This is a genomic window from Acetobacter aceti, from assembly GCF_002005445.1.
Classification (GTDB): domain Bacteria; phylum Pseudomonadota; class Alphaproteobacteria; order Acetobacterales; family Acetobacteraceae; genus Acetobacter; species Acetobacter aceti_B.
The window spans coordinates 1,634,125-1,654,765 of record NZ_CP014692.1; the positions used below are offsets into that span (position 1 = coordinate 1,634,125).

The window sequence follows — 20,641 nt, forward strand, 5'->3', positions numbered from 1 at the left end:
GCGACTAATAAACGGCTGTAGACAGCCATTTATTGTGTGTAATCAAAAAGAAATTATAGCCTGACAACATATATATAAAATGTGAAGCATGAGCATTTTATGCCAGTCGCTTTACATCGAAAGAGCGTAGCTATTGAGATGATGGGCACAAAGATAAAATATAATATTGTTGTCAACGTCTGAAATGATTTCCGATTTCTATGATATTATCATCATTGTGTTTAATGGTTTTTTCATTTGCGATAGGTGTGATATTGTCACCATACGCTTCATAAAACTGAGCCATTTGCCTGTTTAGTTCTTCATTTATTTTTTTTGTTTTCAATCTCTAGTTTTTTATTATTTTCAATCTCTCCCCTAATACTATTTATGAACATTTTTAAGTCATCATGCGTATAAGGATAATCAGAAGATTCATTTTTCATAATCTTCTTAAGTTCAACAGCGACTTCTCTATCCATTTCGTTTTCTGATTTTTCAAGCTCTTTGATATATTGAAAGGGATACATGTTAATAATCTCATCTGCCATATAATCCCCAGAGAACGACTGCAAAAATGCTTGGAAACTGGGGTATCTTCCATCCATATCGAACTTTTTCATGAAGTTATCGTGCTTCGTGTATGATGCTCTCAATTTTACAAAAGTAAGAAATACGATGGATTTCTTGTCCTGTTTGCTCATGCTGTCGAAAGTTTCTTTATCAACAGGGCTTTCAAATCGTGGATAAGTGATAGGCTCGGGCATAGCCTTGACTTGTCTAATTGAAACACCAAAAAGCAAACGCATGATAGCGTCAATAATAAGCGCAATGACATCATGGTCAATAGATTTATTATATTTGTATATTTCCTTATTTTGTTCTTTTAGATTCTTATAAATGCCGAAAAAAATACTCTTTATCATCTTTTCCGTATGATTTCACACGCTCTTTTATTTCCTGAATATATTCAGGGGTTATCGGTCTAACGTGTGAAATGTCGCGGATTTCAACGGTATTGGAAAAATGAAATTTTATTTTTGCGGACGCGACAACATGCTGAGCATGACGGATATTGCTTTCGTTAATTCCTGCTGGTTCTGTAATATCTGATTCAGGCTCTCTTGTATCTGCTCTATCGGGTTCGGCCCGTCCGTTGGTGTTTTCTGTATCAGTTCCAGAATCTGCGATGTTCCCGCGTGGGCTGATTTCGCTTCTGAGTAAGTCGCTCTCTGCATTTCCATTCTCTTCTTCTGCTCGGAAGACTGGAAACTCTGGGAAGGATTCAAGTCCTTGGTCTGCGTAGTCGTCGGCTTCCTGTTTGGTGGATTTTTTGATGAGTCCACCGACTGCTTTTTTTGTCGATTGTCTAACGGCTGTCTTTTCTTCTTTTCGAATAATCTCATTATTAAAATCCTCCATCATTATAAAAAAATCATTTTGTCTCACGTCTTTAAGTATGCGTGAAACAGAACCGATTTGGGTATTATCTTCATCATATATAATATATGACTTTTTGTTTTTGGTTCCTTGTTCGATACGGAACCCACTGTCAGACATAGCAGAAAGAAAAGCTTTAATGCCATCTGACTGGCTCCAGATATTGTTAATATCTGTTTTTATGTGTGGCATAGACTTGCCTTTTCTCTTCATCTCCTGAAGTTTTCCAGAAGAGTAAGAGGCTCTTGGGCGTTCAATCGCACAAGCATCAGACATTTTGTCTGCATACTCGTACAAACCTTCTGCCCTGAAAGCCTTGGCAACTGCGTGATTCCACTTGCCGGGAATAATTTTCAGACCTTCTTCAATCTCAAACCGTCTGCATACTTTCTCATTGCGGAGCCTTGATGCGCGGTTGTCTAATACCTTTCCGTTATCTTGGATCTCGGGTTCCAAAAGATGATAATGATATTCCCATCCCGCATGATTTTCTCTCTGTTTCCTATGTTCAACAATCGTGGAATTATCAGAAGAGAAGCCATATTCATCACCGAACATGCGGAACATTTTATAAGTCTGCTGAGTGTTTAAAGGTTCTTGTGATGAAAGAGTGAAATGTCTCACCGCATATTTTTTACTCATCCCCGAAGCAATATCAAAAGCCTGACAAACTTCCTCCCTGCTACCCTGGAGGACATTGATTTCCTCATTCTCGTGATGCTTATCAAAGATATGATTCACAAGATTACGGGGACCGCTCTCGGTCTGTATACGTGTCGACTTACCTATCATGGTCCTTTTTCTCCATGATGTATGGTATGGGTCGAATGTCTGTAATAATATCAGACAGACCCAACACGGTTGAACGTATCTCCTTTAATTCCTCAGAAACATCAACGGACTGACCAGAGTTATGACTTCTGGTTAATTGGTTGAGATTATTCCCAATCCTTTGGAGTTCGGTTTTAACATCAGTCAGACCTTGACGAATGTTACCCTTATTCTCTCCTGTCTTTGCATATTCATAAGCAAACGAACGGAGCCAACCAGCTACAGAACTAAAGCCAGCATCCTTGCGGGCTTGTTCAAATAGGTCTCTCTCATCGGAAGAACATCTGATTTTAAGTGTAATATCTCGCATGATGGTTCCTCCTTTCTTATGGGGTTCACGGGGCAAAGCCCCTGACCAGTTTGGTAATTGGTTCGCGTAGCGGGCCACATTTCCAATGACTGGCTAATAATAGAACTATAATAATTACAATAATGGAACCACAAGAAAATAACAAATAAAACACGACTTTATTGAATTAAAGATGTCTGTTTATATATAATTTAATTATCGAAACATTTTAGGAGAAATATTATGACTGTAAGCTTCAGACCCAATACGAAAGACGAAAGCACCTATTCGGTCATTCAGTGGAACTATGATTGCCAGACGAAAACTGCAAAACCCGAAGGTCTGGGAAAGATATACATCTGGGATAAGACCATACCTGAAGAGATACTATCCAGACTGGATGTGGTGGAGCGTGGAGACCTTGAGGCATGGCTGAAGGCTACCAGAGAAGGAAAGGAAATAAGGCACATCCACGAACAACTTATGCTCGTGGAACCGTTAAGCAGAGACCTGATTGCGGGCGTCCAGCGGGGAACGTGGGAGGCAGAAGAACTGACCTACATGATACCCCTGCTGGATAAGGCTCTCCGAGCACTCAGACGGGCTGAGAAAAAGATGAATACACCTTAAAAATCTGCTTTGCTTTTTCTTGTTACTCGGCAGTTAATTCGTTCACATTATCCTCTTCATTGTCAATTGCATCTTCAAACTGGATGGATTTAATTTCTTGTCCATATTTTTCCAAATATGGGCGGAATACAGTTTGAAACTTTTGGATTTCTTCGGCCATCCAGTCAACCATTGCTGGCCAGTTGCTTTTATCATACCCATCATAAGGATGAGCCAGAACAATGCGACTGGATTTCTTGTCGCTCAATCGCTTCCATTCCAATTTCGCACCTAACCTATTTTCTATATCGTCCTTGTGTTCATGTATTTTGTCGAACATCCACTTATTCCAGGATGCAGAGCTTCGTGAAAATGTGAGTTCGACCCGAGCTTCTTTTCTTCCGAAAATCAGACTGTAAGGGCAACCGCTCAATCCAGAACCAGCAGTCAACCAATGGTCATTACCCGGGCTGACATTTGCGTAAAGACCCACACCTTTTTTTCTGAAGGCATCGAGCATGTAGGTCCAGAACTGGAAGCGTGTCTGATGTCGTTCTTTCTGGATACCCTGAACTGTCGCCTCTTCGTTTTCTTTAGAAGAGATGCCAATCATATAATCACTAGCTTCAGGAGGTGGGATTATTTGGTCTATATCCACCAGTATTTCTTGTTCAAGGGAATATGGAGTAAGTTTGAAACACTGGATTACGATGCCACGACTGATGAGCCAAAGAACTGTGGCGGTGACTTCCTTTCTGAAGTAGGAAGCAATAAGCATGATGCGCTGACTGTTTCCTGAATTAAGGACAGCCTCATCCATGTCGTCAATCTCTAGAAACTCACAAACCTTCTCACTGGCAATACCTCCCCCTTCATATCTATTGAGATAGTCCTGATATATCTGGATAATCTGCATCTTTGTGAGACTGGAAACATATGCGGTGTATTTTAAGGACTGCCACACCACATCCCGACCAGAGTCATCCAGCTTGTTCTCGATGATAACCAGGTTACCACTCTTGTCTAATGCAAGAAGGTCAAGCCGTTCCCTCGTGTCGTCAAACCCGTCAAACTCTTTCTGTATGATAAGAAGCTCTTCTCCCAGTGCGTCTGGCTGATAAACAAGCCATTCCTGAATGTGGTCGCGCTCTTTGAAGCCTAAATCACTGAACCTTTTTTTGACTAATGGCTGTATGCGGTTTGTGTTGCGGTCCACCTTAAACACACTGAAGCTCCTGCTACTTTGATGTTGCTACCTTCTATCGGACAGAAGATGTCGACAAGTCAGGGCTAGTGTGAAGGGGCAAAAGTGATATCTTCCGAAATATAGAACCGAGAAAAAACAAAAACACTCTAAAAAGTCATTTAACGCCCGTGAAAAGACGATTCATCCCCCCAGATGATACAAACTATGGAAAAGAAACAGAAAGCCACTCAGCGTGGCTTATTTCGTGTTGACGGGGTATTATCACTCTGATTAAACATCCTACACAAACGTAATTATAGAAATATCTTTTCGTTGGGGCTTTCGCTCCAGACATCTCCATCTATGATACGAACAGATACATTTGTACCATTTTGCCTGCTGGCTAAAATACATCTTATATACTTATTTTCTTTTTTTAGAAGTATCCTATGGTGATTTAAAAGATTGATAATTCCATTGATGGTATCGTGAATAAATTTTACATCTATATTAAAAACTGTTTTGTCTTCTATTCTTTCAAAACCTCCCATGTGCAGTATATCTCCGCACCTTCCGTAGGCTTTTATTAGTTCTTTCTGGCTAATGGCTCCATCTACATCAAATGTATGTTTTATTGTTGTATTTTCATTTTTTGTATCTGTATGTTGATTTATTGGTATGGGGAAAAAATTTTCGTTTATTTTCGAAAGGGTTTTTATAATATCTCCTGCGTGAAACTCTTTTTTTAATTTATTTATTTCTGAGGGATTTATATCTTTATGAACTAACAAAGAGAGTAAGGCTATGGTTTCTATTATCATTCGTATTTGAAGAGCGCAGGATTCCGTTCCTATAATACAATCAAAAATCCCCTCCCTATTATTCATAATGGTTTCCTGAGGTGCTTCGTTAAAACATTTGGCGTATAGCATATTTGCTATAGCAATTTTTCTTGTATGATTTATCCGGAACTTTATTGTTTCCATGAATAAATGATATTTCATTATTGTATCTTGATAGTCCATTTTTTCCTCTGTTGCCGTGTAACTCGGTACGTATGAGACAGAGATTCTTTTTATAATCTTTGGTCAATATGCGGAGCCTCGACTGCTCTTTCCGATGGTCATTCGCATCCAGGTTCCGACGTAACCCCCTCTTAAACAGGTTTCTTATTCCACTCCTCACGTGTGCGTATACTCCCTAATAAGAATCATCCTACCAGCGCGTTCCTTGGTAAGACCCTGATAGACACCGTAATGCGACTCCTTTTTTGCAGGGTCTCAGTCATTAGTTATGCCCTGAGCGCGTAGCTTTAACTTCTGGTTCGTTCCATTTTTTCTGGATGGTTCTGAGTTGAATGCCGGATATTTTTGATAGATTTTTTTGATTTAGCTTCAACTCGGGGTTCCATGACTCAAGAGCCTGAAAGATAAGTGCTTCGGTCTTTTCTCTCTTAATATCGTTAGTGCGATGGGCGGAGAGTTTCTGCTTCTTTTTTATATCAAGCTGAGAGGCTTCCAGTTTCATGATGCCTCGATTGATATGCCTCCCGCTATCTTTCTTGCCATTGTAGCGGTTCTGCATGAACCTGCTGATGCTTTTGGCTATACTGGCAAGCTCCTTATGAGGAAGAGGGTCAGAGAAGGTCTGATTGACGGTCTCGGCTTCATCCAGAAGAGCGGCATAATCAGTTTCATAATGGTCATAGGCATACCATCGAACGAGGTCGAAAACCGCGCAATTCCGTCCTAAAGTCGATGGATCTCCACGCTTTACAAACTGTCTGCGGGTTCCTTTGGAACAGACTTCTCCATAATCGGCTTTCAGATGATTCAGAATGTCCTTCAACTCCACATCCTGCGCACCTGGTATCGTGTGCCAGCATTTCCTCTGGTCATGCTGAAACCATATTGCAGGCGTGTGAGGCTCACCGATGCGTGGCAGATACCCAATTACATTATCCATCATGCCGAATGGATTCTTGACGACTGAACCATGTGGAAGAGGGGTAGCGTTCAGATACTTTGCCATCATCTGGTGACACGCTTCAGCAAGTTCCACCGGCTTCGTATGGCCATTCAGAAGAACGGGTGTCCTGAGTGATATAATCCCCAGAGCCGTGCCTTTGTGCGGGTCCATGACAATATGGGGACGAATACAGGCTGGAAGTTTCTTTATAAGGTTCCAAGCTTCTTTATGGTCAATATCATAAAGTAGGACGTTGCGGGCATCCTTCGAATCAAAGGAAACCCAAGGCAACAAAATGCCCTTGGAAAAATTATAAAAATCAGTGTGACGGCTGATGCTGATAGACCGAAGGTTCTGGGAAGCTCGAATCTTTCTCGGCATTTTCGGAAGAAAATACTGAGCCATACGGGATAACTCTGGAAAGATTTCCTGAATCACCATGAATGAATTCACGAGCATGGAGCAGTCACGCTTCCACCATTTTGGAAGTGTTTCATGCTGTAAATCTTGGCTTGATTGTATGCTTTCTTTTTCTAATACTAATCCCATTATCATTTCTCCCAGTTTAATCTGGAGAAACCATCAGGATTTTTTAAACTTTTTTACTTTATTTTCTTGACTAATTCTTTCATATAATGCATAATCAAAATTACAGCGTGTAAGTTAAGTTAAAAAACTGATGGTTCGCACTTCCAGAAGTTTGTTAGGTCAGATGTTTTCCGCATCTGGCCTTTTTTATTATTAAACATCAAAATGTGGAATAATTGCAAGTATATTATCTATACGATAAAATATATTGGATAATTATCGTCAAACAATTTTTCTGATGCTGTTTAACGTCTTGTCTGTTTTCTTTTATTTCTTGCCATTTATCTCGTTAAACTTGTTTTACGTGGCCCGTTTAACAAGGGAGAACTGAATGGAAGAAAATGAAAAGATATGGGGCGTTCGTGGTGTTCCTGCTGATGTCCGTCAGGCCGTCCTCACGCAATGCCAGAAAGAAGGGACAAAGGTCGGGGAATGGCTGACCATGGCTATCCGCGAGAAAATCAAACGGGACAGGAACCAGAGCAAGGCTGTCGCCCTGTCTGAAGGCATTAAGCCACTGGTCCGGCTTCAGGGCATGGGAATAGATGCTCCTGACAGCATGAGAAAACAGGCAACCACACTGGTCAGGAAATGCATGACATCAGTGAGAAAGGGGCACACAGTTAAACAGGAAGAGGAGTCCGTTTAACCAGATGGCTCCTTTGTTCAACGGTCCTATTCAAACAGCTTCGCAATCTGGAAGCTCTCAGGATAATGAATCCTGTTGATGGTCTTCTTCAGGTTCTTTGCTCCAATCTGATGCAGATAGGTGGTGACGCCCTGAGACTTGCGGGAAGTATCCCCGATATGTCCCAAAACTGCGTCAATCCAGACTTCCCGGATGGTCGCGTCCTCGTTTCTGAGAATGGTCGAAACGCTGTGACGGAACGAATGGAAGACATTCTCGGGAGTGACACCCGCTTTGATTTTATGGCGGCTGAATCCATGCTGAAAATTATGGGAGAGGAGATTGTCCAGTCCTGCGGGTTTCAGGTCATAGAAAATGAATGTTTTTCCAGCCTTTTTCATCCGCTCCACATATTTGATAAGTCCCAGTTTGATTAGCTCCGAATGAATGGGGACCACTCTTTCGCCCGCTTCGGATTTGGGAGAGAACTTCACTTCTTTACCGTTAACCATGACGGGAGGATGTTCCTGAATGTAAATCATCCAGCCATCATCCGTGTGGACAAAATCCTCACATCTCAGGTGGCAGATTTCGCTCTGTCTCATTCCTGAGTAAGCGGCAATCGCTGTCACAAAGGCGTAAGTTGTTCGGGAGAAGGTGCGGGTGGTCCATGGATAATTCATCAGTCTGGTGAGATTTTCTTCTGACCAGTCTTCAACAGCCCGAACTTTTTCCGACTTGAACTTGAAGCCTTTCCAGATGTTTTTCTCCACATGACCGATGGGGCGCATGTAATCCCACAGGCTTCTCAGAAAGGTGACGCGCTTTTCTACGGTTGCATCACTGAGACGGGGAATGTCTTTTCCCGCGTGTTTCTCCTGAAAATCAGCCGAAGCGATGGAATCAAGAATGGGAACAGGAGTGATTGAATTCTTGCCATAATTATTGGGAAGACGCCTCATGGTCTCAATGAATAAATGGGCATCTTTGCCTTTATAGCTGGCAAGTGGTTTGTCTCCGACAATCTCCAGAAACTGAGCAAGAGTCACCTTCATGACCCTGCTGTCTCTCTCGTTCTTGAGTTCCTTGCTCTTGGACTCCGCGTAGGATTCCATAATTTCCGAAAACTTTGGAGTTTCGTCCACGGGAATAGACGGGGAGGGAGGAATAGACTGGGCCTGATTTGCCATCGTCATCATGCCCGTTGCCATGCTAGCAATCTGCTTGATGGCTTCTGTCAGTTCGTTCCTTGTGTCACGGGCTTCAGCCAATCGTCCCTGATTGAGGATGGCCTTGTGATTCAGGTCTTCAATCCGACGACCAATGTCGCGCAATTTCTCTGCCTGTGTCCGAATAAAAGCGGAAAACTCGGAATAATGGGTAAGAGCATCGGTTACACGTCTGAGTTCATGCTGACGCTTCAGGATGGTGATTAAGTCGTCTTGACCCGAGATAATTCCATCCGATGTGGTGAGGGCATCCTCAAGAGTGCGGATGTATTCCTCGGTTTCTGACATATCCCGACAATCCTGAAAAATCTGTTCAACCATCCCATAGACCATGCCAGCCCGAGCGGTGGCCGTGACCCGACTGGTGGTTCTCATGGAAAACCAGATTTCCTGTTTTCCGATGAACGGACGGACCATGAGAGGAACAGCGCGACGAAAATGCCACGCTCCCTGAACCCTTGTGAGCATCAAACTTCAGCCCGATTGGAGAAGTCTTTGGAGAAGTTCTCCAATCGACCCTCGATTAGGGGAAGATTTTCGCCAATGATTTCAATAGGTTATGGAGACGAATGGCTGGGGGACCTGGATTCGAACCAGGGCTGACCGGGTCAGAGCCGGTAGTTCTACCGCTAAACTATCCCCCAGCAGGAGACCGGAACCCGGTTAAAACCGCGTTCCGTCGGTATGAGCGGCCTAATAGCATCGCATTTTTCGCGGCACAACCCCTGTTATCCATTTTATAAAAGATGAAATTTTTTTGCTTGCCGGACCCTTCGGTTTCCTGAAATAGTGTCTTAAATTTGTCTCAACTTTTGTCTCAAAAAGGAACCAGACGATGGACCGTTCAGGCGCCTGGCTCCGAAGCCAGAGGGCGCTCAATACTTCTTCTCCAGCGCCGATTTTTCCTGCACTGCCCAAAATGGACAGAACGAAAGCTGTTCCTGTTAGCCTGCGTCCGGCTGGAGGACAGCAAAGGAGCTATCCGGGCGGGTGGGATCAGAGTGGATCATGCGCCGCTCTTGATTTGGGAACCAACAACTGTCGTCTCATGGTGGCTGCCCGAACGGAAGGAGGCTTTCGTGTGCTTGACAGCTACAGTCGTATCGTCCGTCTGGGCGAAGGGTTGCAACTGACTGGCGAACTTAATGGCGCCGCCATGGACCGCACGCTTGAGGCATTGCATACGTGTGTAGACAGGCTGGGGCGTCATCGTCCGATCCGTTTGCGGGCCGTTGCGACGGAAGCCTGTCGTCGTGCTCGTAACGGGCAGGCTTTTGTCGAGCGTATCCGTCAGGAAACCGGTTTCGAATTCGAGATCATTTCCGGCAAGGAAGAAGCCGAGCTGGCTGTCGAAAGCTGCTCAGCCCTTCTTTTTGATCCAGTGCGCAGACGCTCCACGGATTTCGTCCGGGAGTCCCGGTCTGGGCAGGATTGGGGGCTTCTGCTTGACGTTGGGGGCGGTTCGACAGAAATCGCGTGGGTGCGACTGGATCAGACAGCGCGAAAACACACCCTCGTCGGCTATATCAGCCTGCCGATCGGTGTCATCACACTCGCTGAACAGTTCCCTCATCGTCGCCCGGGCACCTATCGGGCCATGCTTGAGATGGTGAAAGAGCAACTCGAAGCGTTCGAGCAGACACATCAGATCAGCCGTCATATCGAAAGTGACCGTGTGCGCGTAGTGGGAACAAGCGGCACGGTGACAACACTCGCCAGTCTGGATCTGGATCTGCCTCGCTATATCAGGCAGGCAGTGGATGGTTATAGGCTACAGCCTGACAGCGCCAGAAGAGCCATTGGTCGTCTGCACCGTATGGGCATGGAGGGGATGAGAGTTCACCCGTGCATCGGTTCGGAACGGGCAACTTATGTCATGCCCGGCTGTGCGATCTTTGAAGCCTTTCTATCACTCTGGTCCGCCAATGTCGTGGTGGCGGACCGTGGTCTGCGTGACGGATTGCTGTTGCGTATGATGCGGGAGGAGAGTGGCTTGCATTATGGTCGAACCTGGCCACATGTCGGTCATTCTGATGAGCATCAGGTCACACCCGACTGAATTTCAGCCGACCCAACAAGCAAAGTGCAGTCAGACGTGACATCGAAAACTCCACCATCAGGCCCCAGAAAACCCGCTTCGACACAGGCATCCCGTGTGCCGGGACGTCGTGCCGTCAGGGTGACGGCTACCCCGGGCGCCAGGAACAACGACTCCGATAGCGTCGCTGTCCGGTCGGTTCGCTCGAAAACCGTAACCGTGAAGAATACCCGCAAGAAAACAACGGCACAGCAACGCTGGCTGGCGCGTCAGCTCAATGATCCCTACGTGGCGGCCGCCCACAAGCAGGGATGGCGTTCCCGTGCCGCCTTTAAACTGATCGAGATTGATGACCGTTTTCATCTTATCAGACCCGGTCAGCGCGTGGTGGACCTCGGCGCTGCTCCCGGCGGCTGGACGCAGGTGGCAGTGAAACGTGGGGCTTCCCATGTCATTGGTGTTGACCTTCTTCCGGTCGATCCCGTTGCCGGCGCGGAAATTATCGAGGGCGATTTCACTGATCCGGAACTTCCCGGTCGGCTGATCGAGATGCTGGGTGGCAAGGCCGACCTTGTCCTTTCTGATATGGCTCCGAATACCACGGGTCACGCTCCAACCGACCACATGCGGATCATCGGCCTTGCGGAAGGCGCGCTGGATTTTGCGTTCGACGTTCTGGCGGAAGGGGGTGGTTTCATCGCAAAGGTCTTTCAGGGTGGTTCAGAGAAACAGATGCTTGAGCCCATGAAAAAACTTTTCACTTCTGTGCGTCACGTCAAACCACCGGCAAGCCGCAAGGATTCCAGCGAGTTGTATGTCGTGGCGACAGGATTTCGTTCTGAACGGCTGGCGGAAGTCAGGGCTGAGCGAAACGAACGTCTGTGACATGATTTGAAACCATTCCTCTTTTGTCCCGTTGGAAAAAGGACAGAAGAGGAGTGAAATCATGCGAGCAGCAACACCCTGAAAAGAAAATACGTTTCTTACCGAGTTCGAAACATTGCGGGCACGCCCGAAGAAATCGATTGGTGACGGGCGCTGACGCCAGCCTATGTGGGTCATGTCGATAAGACGATCGAGTTGCGTCAGGCTGTGGTTGCAACCGAGATTGTCTGTACCCTGCGTTATCAGATGAACGCCATTGCCGCTTCAGGCATTAATAGCGAGAGCATCGCCGCAGAATTTGCCAAGCATGCGCAGGAAGAACAGACGCATATACTGTGGGCCGCAGAGCGGATTGATCATCTGGGCGGTATTCCCGATATGAGCCCGGCCGGACTGGCGACACGTTCCGCCACCGAATATGGCAAACCCGGTAATCTGGTCGAGATGATCAAGCAGAACCTTATCGCTGAACGGATTGCGGCGGAGCATTACAGCGAACTGATCCGCTATTTCAGCGACAGGGATCCGACGACACGGATCATGCCTGAAAAAACTCTGGCGCAGGAAGAAGAACATGCCACTGACATGCATGACTTCCTCGTGGCGCATGAAGGAACGACGTTTCTGCAAGACTGAGATTGGGCAGACTTTACTCCAGAACGGGTAACGCCTTCTCCGTTAGACGATCTGGTTGATGAGCGGCTTTCCTTCAGCCAGTCGTCTGATATTATCATGCAGAATATTCGCGACACGACTTTCATAAGCCACGGTATCGCCAGCGGCATGCGGCGTGATCAGAACGTTCGGCATGGACCAGAGCGGCGATGTTTCAGGGAGCGGTTCCCGCTCAAACGTATCCAGAGCCGCCATGCCGATCTGCTTCTGCCGTAAAGCCGTGATCAGGTCAGATTCCACCACTACTGAACCGCGGGCGACATTGATCAGACAGGCTGTGGGCTTCATCAGGCTGAGAATTCTTCCGTCAATCAGTCCTCTGGTCTCCGGCGTTGCGGGGCAGGCGAGGATCAGGTAATCCGCATTGCCTACTGCTTCCGGAAGCTGATCGTCAGCAACAGTGGTGATGGCGGGCCCAGTCCCGGCAGTCGCATTTTTGCGGACAACAGTGACCGTCTGGCCAAGTGCAAGACACACAGTCGCCAGCCTCGCGCCGATTGCCCCAAATCCGACAATCACGACATGCGTGCCAGCGACTTCATGACGCCGTTCACCCTGGGTGCGAGCGAGTTTGCGCCAGAAGGACTGGCGCTGGTCGTCTCTGGCTTCCCATAATCTTCTGGAGTGGCTGAACATCAGGGCGACGGCATGTTCAGCGACCGCATTGGCGTTCACGCCTCGTGCGCTCGCCAGATGCACTCCGCGTTCACGAAAAGCTTCCGTGTCATACTGTTCGACACCGGATGTCATGGTCTGAAGCAATTTCAGGTGGGGAGCGAGCGCAAGATAGCCGGGCTCCCAGAGGGTCATCGTCACCAGGATATCCGCATCAGCCAGTGCGGGGACGAGGTCGGTCTTGGTTTTTGCCCAGACACACTTGGTTGGCTCATCCCATGCGTCCACCATTGATTTGATGTCGAACGACGAATGGGCGATGACGATGTTCGGTTTTTCATTAAGCCAGAAAGACACAGGCATTCCCCCGTCATGACACAGGAGATGAGTATCTCTGCGTTATCAGCTCAAACGCAACAGACGTTGTTGCGATCAGCGTTTCCCGGACGGGGTTGTTTCAAGAAAGCATCGCGCCAGACGATCGAATTCCGCGATATCCAGCGTCTCCGCCCGGCGGGAGCCATCAATCCCGGCAGCCTGAAGAAGGCGTTCGCCTCCGATGCCCTTGAGCGATCCACGCAGCATTTTCCGGCGTTGCCCGAATGCTGTCGCCGTCACACTTTCCATGGCACGAAACAGTTCGGGGGATGGTTGCTCGCCATGAGGCGTGATTTCCACAACGGAAGACCAGACTTTGGGGGGAGGAGAGAAAGCGCCCGGCGGCAGACGCATCACCTGTGAACAACTGGCGCACCACTGGGAGATGATTCCCAGTCGCCCATAATGCTCGCTGCCCGGTTCAGCGCAGATCCGTTCCGCGACTTCAAGCTGGAACATCAGCGTCAGCCGTTCCCACTGAGCTGCCTGCCGAAGCCACCCGATCAGAAGGGGCGTCGCGACATTGTAGGGAAGGTTGGCAACAATCCGGCGCGGAGCCGGGCAAAGTGTTGCAAGATCCAGTGCAGTCGCATCGGCCTGAACGATTTTCAGACGGTCAGGGGCTTCAGCAACCAGTTCCTCTATCACGCCAATAGCACGGGAATCGACCTCGATGGCCGTGATGGAAGCGGCCTGACTGTCGAGAAGCGCCCGTGTCAGGCCGCCCGGTCCGGGGCCGACTTCCACGACATGACGACCCTCAAGCGGGCCGGACAGTTCGACAATCCGTTCGGTGATCCCGGGATCGAGGAGGAAGTGCTGCCCCAGAGAGTGACGCGCGGCAAGATTATGGCGGTTGATAACGGAAGAGAGAGGCTCCCGGGGAGAAATATCTGTCACTGATCAGGGCGCCGCCGTCCGCATGTCGATGACGGCGCGGCGGTGCAGGTCACGATCCAGCTGGCGGGCCGTCTGCTCGACACGCTCGTTCAGTAGCTGATCGGCGATCTCGCTGGGAGAACGGTCAGCGAAATTCTTGGTCTTCTTGCCACAGACCATCAGGATGTCGATGCCTTCCTGGGAAACCAGAGGACGCGTGGGTTTTCCGATCGGCAGTCCGGCGAGAATCTGCTGCATCTGGGGATTCAGTCGCTCAAGCTGCAGTTCGCCCGGATTGGACGGGCGTACTTCCCCCATCTGCTTGTTGACGGCGGCAAGTTCGTCACAGGAGTGCACCGTCTGTGTCAGGCGTACCGCCTTTTCCAGCATCTGGCGCTGCTGGTCCGTCGGAGCCTGTGGATTCAGAGGCACGCTGAATGGAAGAAACGCCTGTCTGGCGTCAAGCAGCGTTCCCGGCTGATGTCCGATGACCCGCTTTCCCATGACTGTCGCGATAACATAGCCACCCGCAACCTTGATGGGATTTGAAATGGCTTCTTCAGGCATCTGGCGGACCATTGCGACCACTTCCGGGTCGAGGCTGTCTTCCTGAACCCAGCCCAATGAACCGCCATCAAGTGCGCTCTGCGCCTGCGAGAACTGCGCCGCCACAATGGAGAAGGGCGCTCCACGACGGAGTTCCTGAATGATGGTCTCGGTGAATTTCAGTTCGTTTTCGCTGTGGCGCGGATCGGCAACAGGAACGAAGATCTCGCTGATCAGGTATTCCGGCCGCCCCTGCTGTCTGCTCAGAGCCTCCTGACGCTGGGCGATTTCAAGGGAGGTCATCCTGGATTTTGCGCCAAGCTCCTGGCGAAGAACCTGCATCCAGCCGATCTGGACCCGGATCTGGTCGATCAGCGTGGTCAGGGAGACGCCATCCTGCGACAGCTTGTTGCGGAGCGCGTTGGGCTCCATGCCGTTGCGCTTTTCGATATTGCCGATGGCGTCGGCAATCTGTTCGGGAGAGACGTTAATGTGACGGGACAGGATTTCCTGCGTGCGCAGACGTTCATCGATCAGCTGACGTACGATCTGTGGTCGCAGCCGCTGCATGATGTCCTCACTCAGGGGCAGTCCAGTGGAAAGCACGAACAGGCGACCGCGGTTATCAACGTCGCGCTGTGTCAGCGGCTGGCCGTTGATCACGGCGATGATGGCGTCCTGCTTGCTGCCCAGCGGTTCAAGCTTCGGCGTATCGGCCGCCTGCTTTTCTTCCTGTTCAGGAGAGGAGGCGGACGCATCATCCGTCGCTGCCTGTGGCTGCTGGTGGTGGTGGCGCGGCGTGGCTGCGTTAGCTTGCAGACTGGCGAAAGAACCCAGCGCGACTAAGAGGGCCAGGGCGGAACCTGTCACGGAAAGGCTCAGTCGCATACAGCTTGGTCTCTCACCTGATCGATTGGAGCTGTCATCATTATCCAATCGTGTAAATTTTTGAAGTGGACCCGGGCGGCCAAACAGAAGGTTCATGATTTTATTTGATGCCAAACGCGCCGATTGTCTTGAGCGTCAGTGTGAACAGCACCGTTGAATAGCGCTGCTGGCCGCCGATCTTGGTGTATTGCTTCAGATACATAAGATCGAGCCCGAAGCAGTCATTCATGTAGCCGATATTGCCGCCAACTGACGCGAATTTGTGTCGTGACAGTGCGCGGCGTACGAAAAACGATCCGTGCCAGTTCCGCCAGTTTGCTGAAGCGCCACCACTCAGTTCGTTTGTCGGAGCGTAATAGAGTGAAGGCGGCGAGCCACCGTTGCGGAAGTCGTTCACGTAATAATAGTACGGCGTCACAGGCTCTCTGACATACCCGCCGAAGAAGCTGACACGGGGGAGGTTCCCGGCGTGAGGCAGAGTGACGTTGAAGAGCGCATCAGCGAAGTCCACCCGGCCTGTGTAAGGGCTGATCCGGGTACGTCCCGTAACACTGAAATAGCGGAACGGATCAATCTTCGCACGGGCCACGATATCCGAGAGATGGTGATCAAGGCCGGAATAGGGCTGGCGGTTGTGCTGGACATGCTCCTGGAAGCTTTCGCCAACCAGCATGTCAACGGTGTGACCGTTCCACGTCCAGTTGCCGTGGACGCCGACATTGGCGCGCAGGCCGCCGTCGATCCGGTCTGTGCCCTGATACCGGTTCAGCGCGAACAGTGTTGAATCCGTGAATTCGTAGTTCAGACTGTCTTCGTTGGGCATGCGACGGTTAACGCCCGCTCCCTGATTCGGGGCATAGATCGCCTGCACGATCGGTTCCAGAATCTGGCTTCCGTGGCCTTTCATGAACTGACGGACAAACGGCCAGTTCATCTTGACCGCCAGGGTCGGAACAACCTGACCGGCAGTCGTGCTTTTCATGTAATTATAGTAGTTCGGCTGCTGGTAGAGCTGTGACGCATGATACAGCATGGCGTCCAGCCGCGCCGTGACAAGGAATTTCTGCCCCCAGCTGCTGCGGAACGGCCGGTCCCAGTTCAACTGGACTTCTCCGCGTTGATCGCGCGTGCCCTGATTACGATAGACATAGAAGTCATTGGTGTTGACGGCCAGTCGTCCACCAAGAATATCTGGCTGGTTGAGGAGGCTGTACTCGTAATGAGGCAGTACGAACGGCAGTTCGTTGTTACGAATGACGCCCCGGTTCAGGCCCTGATAGAACTGCGCGTCGAGCTTTGAATAGGAACCTGTGCCGAAGCCTTCGATAAAGGCGTCGGAGTTCAGAGTGTCGCCGCCATAGCCCGGCACACGGTAGTCACGCATGTAGTTTGCGCCCGTTGCGACACGCGCATTGAAGCCGGCGCGCCATTTGGGCGTGAGCGAGAACATCCCTTTTGCAAACAGGTAGCCCTGTATGCCGTGGTCGTCCTGGGAGCCGACAGAGTCACCAAATCCGTTTGTGTAGGCGCCGGACTTGTGCGTGTCGTAGGCTAGGCCGCCCATGACGCGAATTATGCCGAAATTGAACGCTTTTCTATACTGGGCGCTGATCTGCGGGCCTGTCTTGGTGGAGAAAAGGGCCTTCACCGTCAGATCGGAAGAATCATCAATCACCCAGTAATAGGGAACAGTGAAATAGGTTCCGAGATAACGGTCATGAGGTGTGATGCCGGGAATCAGGAAACCGCTGTGACGCTTGGCCGACGGGTCGGTCATGGAGAAGAAGGGAAGATAGAAGACCGGAACTCCCAGAATATCCATGTAGGTATCACGGAAATCGATCTTCTGGTGCTCGATGTCCTGCGTCGCTCCATAGGCCCGGAGCTGCCAGAACGGCGCGCGGGTCGGGTCCTTCGCGCAGATTTCGCAGGCCGTATAGACGGCGCGGGTCATGTCGTTGACCTTGCCGTCCGTGCGCCGCATGCCGTTGGCTGCCAGCTTGGCGTTATCGACCATCATCGCATTCACATGCGTCATGATGCCGTTCTTCATGTCACCGCTCAGCTCGGCATAATGAGAGAACAGAACGGACCCGTCCGGCTGGCTGGAGGCGACATTGCCGGTCGCGGCAATGATCCCTGTATTGCGGTCATAGGTAATCTTGTCGGCCCGAAGAATATGGTCGGACTGCCAGACCTGCACATTGCCGGTCCATGTCACGACGCCCGCATGATCGTCGTAACTGACATGGTCAGCCTGAAAGGTGGCCGGTTCACTCTTGGAGCTGGGATTGCTGCTGCCCGGATTGAAATGCGTGGGAGACGGCCTGAACTGCGCGTGCGCCTTATGCGCGAATAGGCCGCAGGCAAGCGCTACGGAGCCGAGACCCAGACTCACCCACAGGAAACGGTGGCCGATGTGGGCCGTCTCACAGCGCAGGTCTGTGCTTCCCGAACGTCGCATAAGGGCAGCCCTCATGCGCCGCATACGACGCGAAAGCTGTCTCTCGGAACGAGGTGCGGGAAAGGGCAATCAGCCGTCCTCCAGATGCAGTAAAAGCGAGACAGCCAGACAGAGCCCTGCGCCCGTTGGTGCCCAAGCCGCGAGCAGAGGCGGCAAGGCTCCCGAGTTACCAAATTGTTCAGCAACTTTCGAGACCGTGAAGAGCAGAAACCCTGCGCCGACCCCGGAACCGATCATTTTGGCAACACCTCCGCGACGGGTTGGCCTCATGGAAAAGCCCGCCGCCACGAGAGACATGGTTCCTGCAAGGATGGGAAGGGCCAGCAGGGACTCAAAATGCAACCGGTGCCGAATCGAGGAAAATCCTGACCTGTCCAGCATCGCTATGAAATTCGGAAGCGCCCAGACAGACAGGGTTTCAGGGGAGGCGAAGCTTTCCTGCACGCGATTGAGCGTAAGATCGGTCGGCAGGGTGATGGTCCGGGTGGCGCCAGGTAATTCGTAGGGATGAAGCTCGCTGGCGTTGTCGAGTTCCCAGTGTCCCGGAGCAAGATGCCCGGAGGGTGCTTCGATGCGGAGAAGCAGATTCCCGTCATGATCCAGACGGAAAACGCTGATATCATGAATCATCAGAAGTGCGCCGTCGAGATGGGTATCGCGCGAATGCAGGATGGCCACGCCGTGCGCGTCGAGTTCCGTGTCGAGCTGACGCAGCCACAGCGATGCCCCCGCCATGGTGAGGGGGCCGCCGCCTGACCGGAGATACTGCTCGTCCAGCGCTTCTGCGCGTGCGTACATGATCGAGGACAGAGGCGAGACGCCGGCTGTGGTCAGCGCGCCCATCGCCAGTGCGCAGGCGAGGGGAGCCGCCAGAAACTGCCATGCGGAAATCCCCGCGGCGCGGGCGACGATCAGTTCGGAAGAGCGGGTCAGGCGCCAGAAACAGATGATCCCGCCCAGAAGCACGCCGAACGGCATGATCTCCATGAAGAAGTAGGGGATATGCAGGCCCGCGATCTCGGTCACCAGACTGGTTGGCACGTCGGTCTTGGTGGCGACGCGCCTCAGCAGGTCGATAAAGTCGAACAGGCAGACGATTCCGGTCAGAAACGCCGTCATCGACAGGACGGAAAACATGAACTGACGCGCGATATAGATGGACAGAGTCACGGGTACGGTCGTGAAAAACATGATCAGCCTTCCTGCGCCTGCCGGGTGACCACAGCAGTTTCACGACTGGCCCTGATTTCCGGACCGAACAAAAGAGCCGCGCAGATGAAGGCGGGAACAGCTGACTCGAGCACAATCAGCGGGATCAGAGCCATGTTCCGTCCTGCCAGATTCTGCAGCATCAGATTGAGGGCCAGCAGTCCGACAACACTCATGATGGCTCCCAGGGGACGGGTGATGTTTCCGTGACGGGAAAAGGCGCCCCGCAGGATGGCGACAAGAGCGATCATGGCGAAGGAAAAGGCGGTGAACGGGGTGGTGATGCGCCGCCATCCTTCCACGGCCAGTTTGCCCCGGTCGCGTATATTGATCTGCGTCAGATCGGGATGCAGAAGTTCGGCAAGGGACATCTCGGAGGCGTCTCTCGACCGGTTTTCCTGATTCTTGCTGGAGGTCAGATCGATGGTGTTGCGATCAAACAGCAGCATCGTCAGTCGCCCGGTGCGGTGGTCGATTTCCTGGCGGGAGCCATCATACAGCACCACACGCGGCTGATCGTTGAACACCAGCATCGTGCCTCTTTCCGCAAAGATCGTCGCACGGCTGTTCGCCACCCGGTCATCCTCGATCATGATGCCTTTCAGGGAGCCGTCATGTCCGCGTTCGCGCACATAGACCGTCAGCGCGTCCGAGACCTTGGTGAAAACGCCGTCCTGCAACATGAAGGCGGCCATCTTGTTGCGGATCTGGAATTCGTACTGCTTGAACTCGTGATAGGACGCCGGAACGATCCACAGATTGAGAACGAACGTCACGACCATGGCGACGGTCGCGCAGATCAGGCCGGGTCTGGCGAGCGCAAAAGGAGATTGCCCCGCAGCCTGCATCACGGTCAGTTCCCGGTCACCGGACAGGCGGTGATAGACAAACAGCGTGACGACAAAGGTCGTGATCGGCAGCACCACGGCGACGAAGGACGGCACCATCAGGCTCGTCAGTTCGAGAAAGACCCGAAGCGACAGGCCGCGCCCCACCACGAGCGAGACGAAGCGCAGCGACTGGGTCAGCCAGATCAATGCTGACAGGCCGCCAGTCGTGGCGACGAGCGCCAGAAAGAGCTGGCGCATCGTATAGCGGTCAAGAGTGGTGAATTTCAGCACTGGGCAGACGGTTCCTCATGCTCCCGACGCCGGACAGGCGGGGAGACGAAAAAAACGCCTGCCAGATGGTTGCCCACGGCTGGGAACGACGCACAGGTCTGGAGCGCAGGGCTGTCCGGAAAAGAAGCACGGTTGACCATGGGGTCTGTTTACTCCTTCGACGACGGATACGGAAAGGTCTGCAGGAATGAGCCTA

Annotated in this window: 17 protein-coding genes, 1 tRNA gene and 1 pseudogene; 5 read left to right on the plus strand and 14 right to left on the minus strand. The window is 50.9% G+C overall.

Features of this window, described 5'->3' with window-relative positions; all coding sequences use genetic code 11:
- Positions 1–302 precede the first annotated feature (302 nt).
- From A0U92_RS07345 to A0U92_RS07355, 3 genes are read right to left on the minus strand one after another with little or no spacing between them, the layout of a single operon-like run.
- The gene (locus A0U92_RS07345; protein ID WP_077812659.1) at positions 303–905 is read right to left on the minus strand and encodes a hypothetical protein; all 603 of its coding nucleotides are present in this window, start codon (positions 903–905) and stop codon (positions 303–305) included.
- On the minus strand, positions 874–2,211 hold the full coding sequence (locus A0U92_RS07350; RefSeq protein ID WP_077812660.1) for a relaxase/mobilization nuclease domain-containing protein: 1,338 nt from the start codon (positions 2,209–2,211) through the stop codon (positions 874–876). The genes A0U92_RS07345 and A0U92_RS07350 overlap by 32 nt, the downstream gene beginning before the upstream one ends.
- Entirely contained in the window at positions 2,201–2,560 is a 360-nt protein-coding gene (locus A0U92_RS07355; RefSeq protein WP_077812661.1) for a MobC family plasmid mobilization relaxosome protein, read from the minus strand. The genes A0U92_RS07350 and A0U92_RS07355 overlap by 11 nt, the downstream gene beginning before the upstream one ends.
- A 222-nt stretch (positions 2,561–2,782) precedes the next feature.
- Between A0U92_RS07355 and A0U92_RS07360 the strand changes: the two genes are divergently transcribed.
- On the plus strand, positions 2,783–3,169 hold the full coding sequence (locus A0U92_RS07360; RefSeq protein WP_077812662.1) for a hypothetical protein: 387 nt from the start codon (positions 2,783–2,785) through the stop codon (positions 3,167–3,169).
- Between the two features lie 22 nt (positions 3,170–3,191).
- Here A0U92_RS07360 and A0U92_RS07365 read toward each other — a convergent pair whose 3' ends face one another.
- The 3 genes from A0U92_RS07365 to A0U92_RS07375 all read right to left on the minus strand — a co-directional run bounded on the left by A0U92_RS07365 (position 3,192) and on the right by A0U92_RS07375 (position 6,851).
- Complete coding sequence (locus A0U92_RS07365) at positions 3,192–4,373, minus strand: DUF4268 domain-containing protein (RefSeq protein ID WP_077812663.1); 1,182 nt, start codon at positions 4,371–4,373, stop codon at positions 3,192–3,194.
- 275 nt (positions 4,374–4,648) lie between these two features.
- Positions 4,649–5,359 carry a hypothetical protein gene (locus tag A0U92_RS07370; RefSeq protein WP_077812664.1) on the minus strand — a complete coding sequence of 237 codons (711 nt, stop codon included), beginning with the start codon at positions 5,357–5,359 and terminating at the stop codon, positions 4,649–4,651.
- 262 nt (positions 5,360–5,621) lie between these two features.
- Positions 5,622–6,851, minus strand: a complete 1,230-nt coding sequence (locus A0U92_RS07375; RefSeq protein ID WP_187668853.1) for a primase C-terminal domain-containing protein — start codon at positions 6,849–6,851, stop codon at positions 5,622–5,624.
- Between the two features lie 370 nt (positions 6,852–7,221).
- Here A0U92_RS07375 and A0U92_RS07380 point away from each other — a divergent pair, with 370 nt between their 5' ends.
- Entirely contained in the window at positions 7,222–7,539 is a 318-nt protein-coding gene (locus A0U92_RS07380; RefSeq protein ID WP_077812665.1) for a hypothetical protein, read from the plus strand.
- 26 nt (positions 7,540–7,565) lie between these two features.
- Here A0U92_RS07380 and A0U92_RS07385 read toward each other — a convergent pair whose 3' ends face one another.
- A complete protein-coding gene (locus A0U92_RS07385; RefSeq protein WP_077812666.1) occupies positions 7,566–9,215 on the minus strand; it encodes a tyrosine-type recombinase/integrase in 1,650 nt (549 codons plus the stop codon).
- Positions 9,216–9,317: 102 nt separating this feature from the next.
- Positions 9,318–9,391 (minus strand) — tRNA-Gln (locus A0U92_RS07390).
- Between the two features lie 191 nt (positions 9,392–9,582).
- Here A0U92_RS07390 and A0U92_RS07395 point away from each other — a divergent pair.
- The 3 genes and pseudogenes from A0U92_RS07395 (at position 9,583) to A0U92_RS07405 (ending at position 12,306) form a co-directional block, all read left to right on the plus strand.
- Entirely contained in the window at positions 9,583–10,806 is a 1,224-nt protein-coding gene (locus A0U92_RS07395) for a Ppx/GppA phosphatase family protein (protein WP_236748310.1), read from the plus strand.
- Between the two features lie 120 nt (positions 10,807–10,926).
- Entirely contained in the window at positions 10,927–11,670 is a 744-nt protein-coding gene (locus A0U92_RS07400; protein ID WP_408736115.1) for an RlmE family RNA methyltransferase, read from the plus strand.
- 115 nt (positions 11,671–11,785) lie between these two features.
- Positions 11,786–12,306, plus strand: a pseudogene (locus A0U92_RS07405) (ferritin-like domain-containing protein).
- Positions 12,307–12,348: 42 nt separating this feature from the next.
- On the opposite strand, the gene A0U92_RS07410 reads toward A0U92_RS07405, so the two are convergent.
- From A0U92_RS07410 to lptF, 6 genes are all read right to left on the minus strand, one after another.
- Complete coding sequence (locus A0U92_RS07410; protein WP_077812667.1) at positions 12,349–13,323, minus strand: D-2-hydroxyacid dehydrogenase; 975 nt, start codon at positions 13,321–13,323, stop codon at positions 12,349–12,351.
- Positions 13,324–13,392: 69 nt separating this feature from the next.
- Entirely contained in the window at positions 13,393–14,238 is an 846-nt protein-coding gene (rsmA, locus tag A0U92_RS07415) for a 16S rRNA (adenine(1518)-N(6)/adenine(1519)-N(6))-dimethyltransferase RsmA (protein ID WP_077812668.1), read from the minus strand.
- 3 nt (positions 14,239–14,241) lie between these two features.
- On the minus strand, positions 14,242–15,651 hold the full coding sequence (locus A0U92_RS07420; RefSeq protein WP_077812669.1) for a peptidylprolyl isomerase: 1,410 nt from the start codon (positions 15,649–15,651) through the stop codon (positions 14,242–14,244).
- A 100-nt stretch (positions 15,652–15,751) separates the two neighbouring features.
- The gene (locus A0U92_RS07425) at positions 15,752–18,115 is read right to left on the minus strand and encodes an LPS-assembly protein LptD (RefSeq protein ID WP_077812670.1); all 2,364 of its coding nucleotides are present in this window, start codon (positions 18,113–18,115) and stop codon (positions 15,752–15,754) included.
- A 69-nt stretch (positions 18,116–18,184) separates the two neighbouring features.
- Complete coding sequence (gene lptG / locus A0U92_RS07430; protein ID WP_077812671.1) at positions 18,185–19,306, minus strand: LPS export ABC transporter permease LptG; 1,122 nt, start codon at positions 19,304–19,306, stop codon at positions 18,185–18,187.
- Positions 19,307–19,308: 2 nt separating this feature from the next.
- Positions 19,309–20,445 (minus strand): LPS export ABC transporter permease LptF, encoded by a 1,137-nt coding sequence (gene lptF, locus A0U92_RS07435; protein WP_077812672.1) that lies wholly within the window; start codon positions 20,443–20,445, stop codon positions 19,309–19,311.
- Positions 20,446–20,641 lie beyond the last annotated feature (196 nt).

Excerpts from the sequence above, each read along its gene's own strand:
- A0U92_RS07410 (WP_077812667.1), bottom strand. The coding sequence starts at position 13,323 with ATGCCTGTGTCTTTCTGGCTTAATGAAAAACCGAACATCGTCATCGCC.
- A0U92_RS07375 (WP_187668853.1), bottom strand. The coding sequence starts at position 6,851 with ATGGGATTAGTATTAGAAAAAGAAAGCATACAATCAAGCCAAGATTTA.
- A0U92_RS07385 (WP_077812666.1), bottom strand. The coding sequence starts at position 9,215 with ATGCTCACAAGGGTTCAGGGAGCGTGGCATTTTCGTCGCGCTGTTCCT.
- A0U92_RS07380 (WP_077812665.1), top strand. The coding sequence starts at position 7,222 with ATGGAAGAAAATGAAAAGATATGGGGCGTTCGTGGTGTTCCTGCTGAT.
- A0U92_RS07420 (WP_077812669.1), bottom strand. The coding sequence starts at position 15,651 with ATGCGACTGAGCCTTTCCGTGACAGGTTCCGCCCTGGCCCTCTTAGTC.
- A0U92_RS07370 (WP_077812664.1), bottom strand. The coding sequence starts at position 5,359 with ATGGACTATCAAGATACAATAATGAAATATCATTTATTCATGGAAACA.
- lptG (WP_077812671.1), bottom strand. The coding sequence starts at position 19,306 with ATGTTTTTCACGACCGTACCCGTGACTCTGTCCATCTATATCGCGCGT.
- A0U92_RS07395 (WP_236748310.1), top strand. The coding sequence starts at position 9,583 with ATGGACCGTTCAGGCGCCTGGCTCCGAAGCCAGAGGGCGCTCAATACT.
- A0U92_RS07345 (WP_077812659.1), bottom strand. The coding sequence starts at position 905 with ATGATAAAGAGTATTTTTTTCGGCATTTATAAGAATCTAAAAGAACAA.
- A0U92_RS07355 (WP_077812661.1), bottom strand. The coding sequence starts at position 2,560 with ATGCGAGATATTACACTTAAAATCAGATGTTCTTCCGATGAGAGAGAC.
- A0U92_RS07360 (WP_077812662.1), top strand. The coding sequence starts at position 2,783 with ATGACTGTAAGCTTCAGACCCAATACGAAAGACGAAAGCACCTATTCG.
- A0U92_RS07425 (WP_077812670.1), bottom strand. The coding sequence starts at position 18,115 with ATGCGACGTTCGGGAAGCACAGACCTGCGCTGTGAGACGGCCCACATC.
- A0U92_RS07350 (WP_077812660.1), bottom strand. The coding sequence starts at position 2,211 with ATGATAGGTAAGTCGACACGTATACAGACCGAGAGCGGTCCCCGTAAT.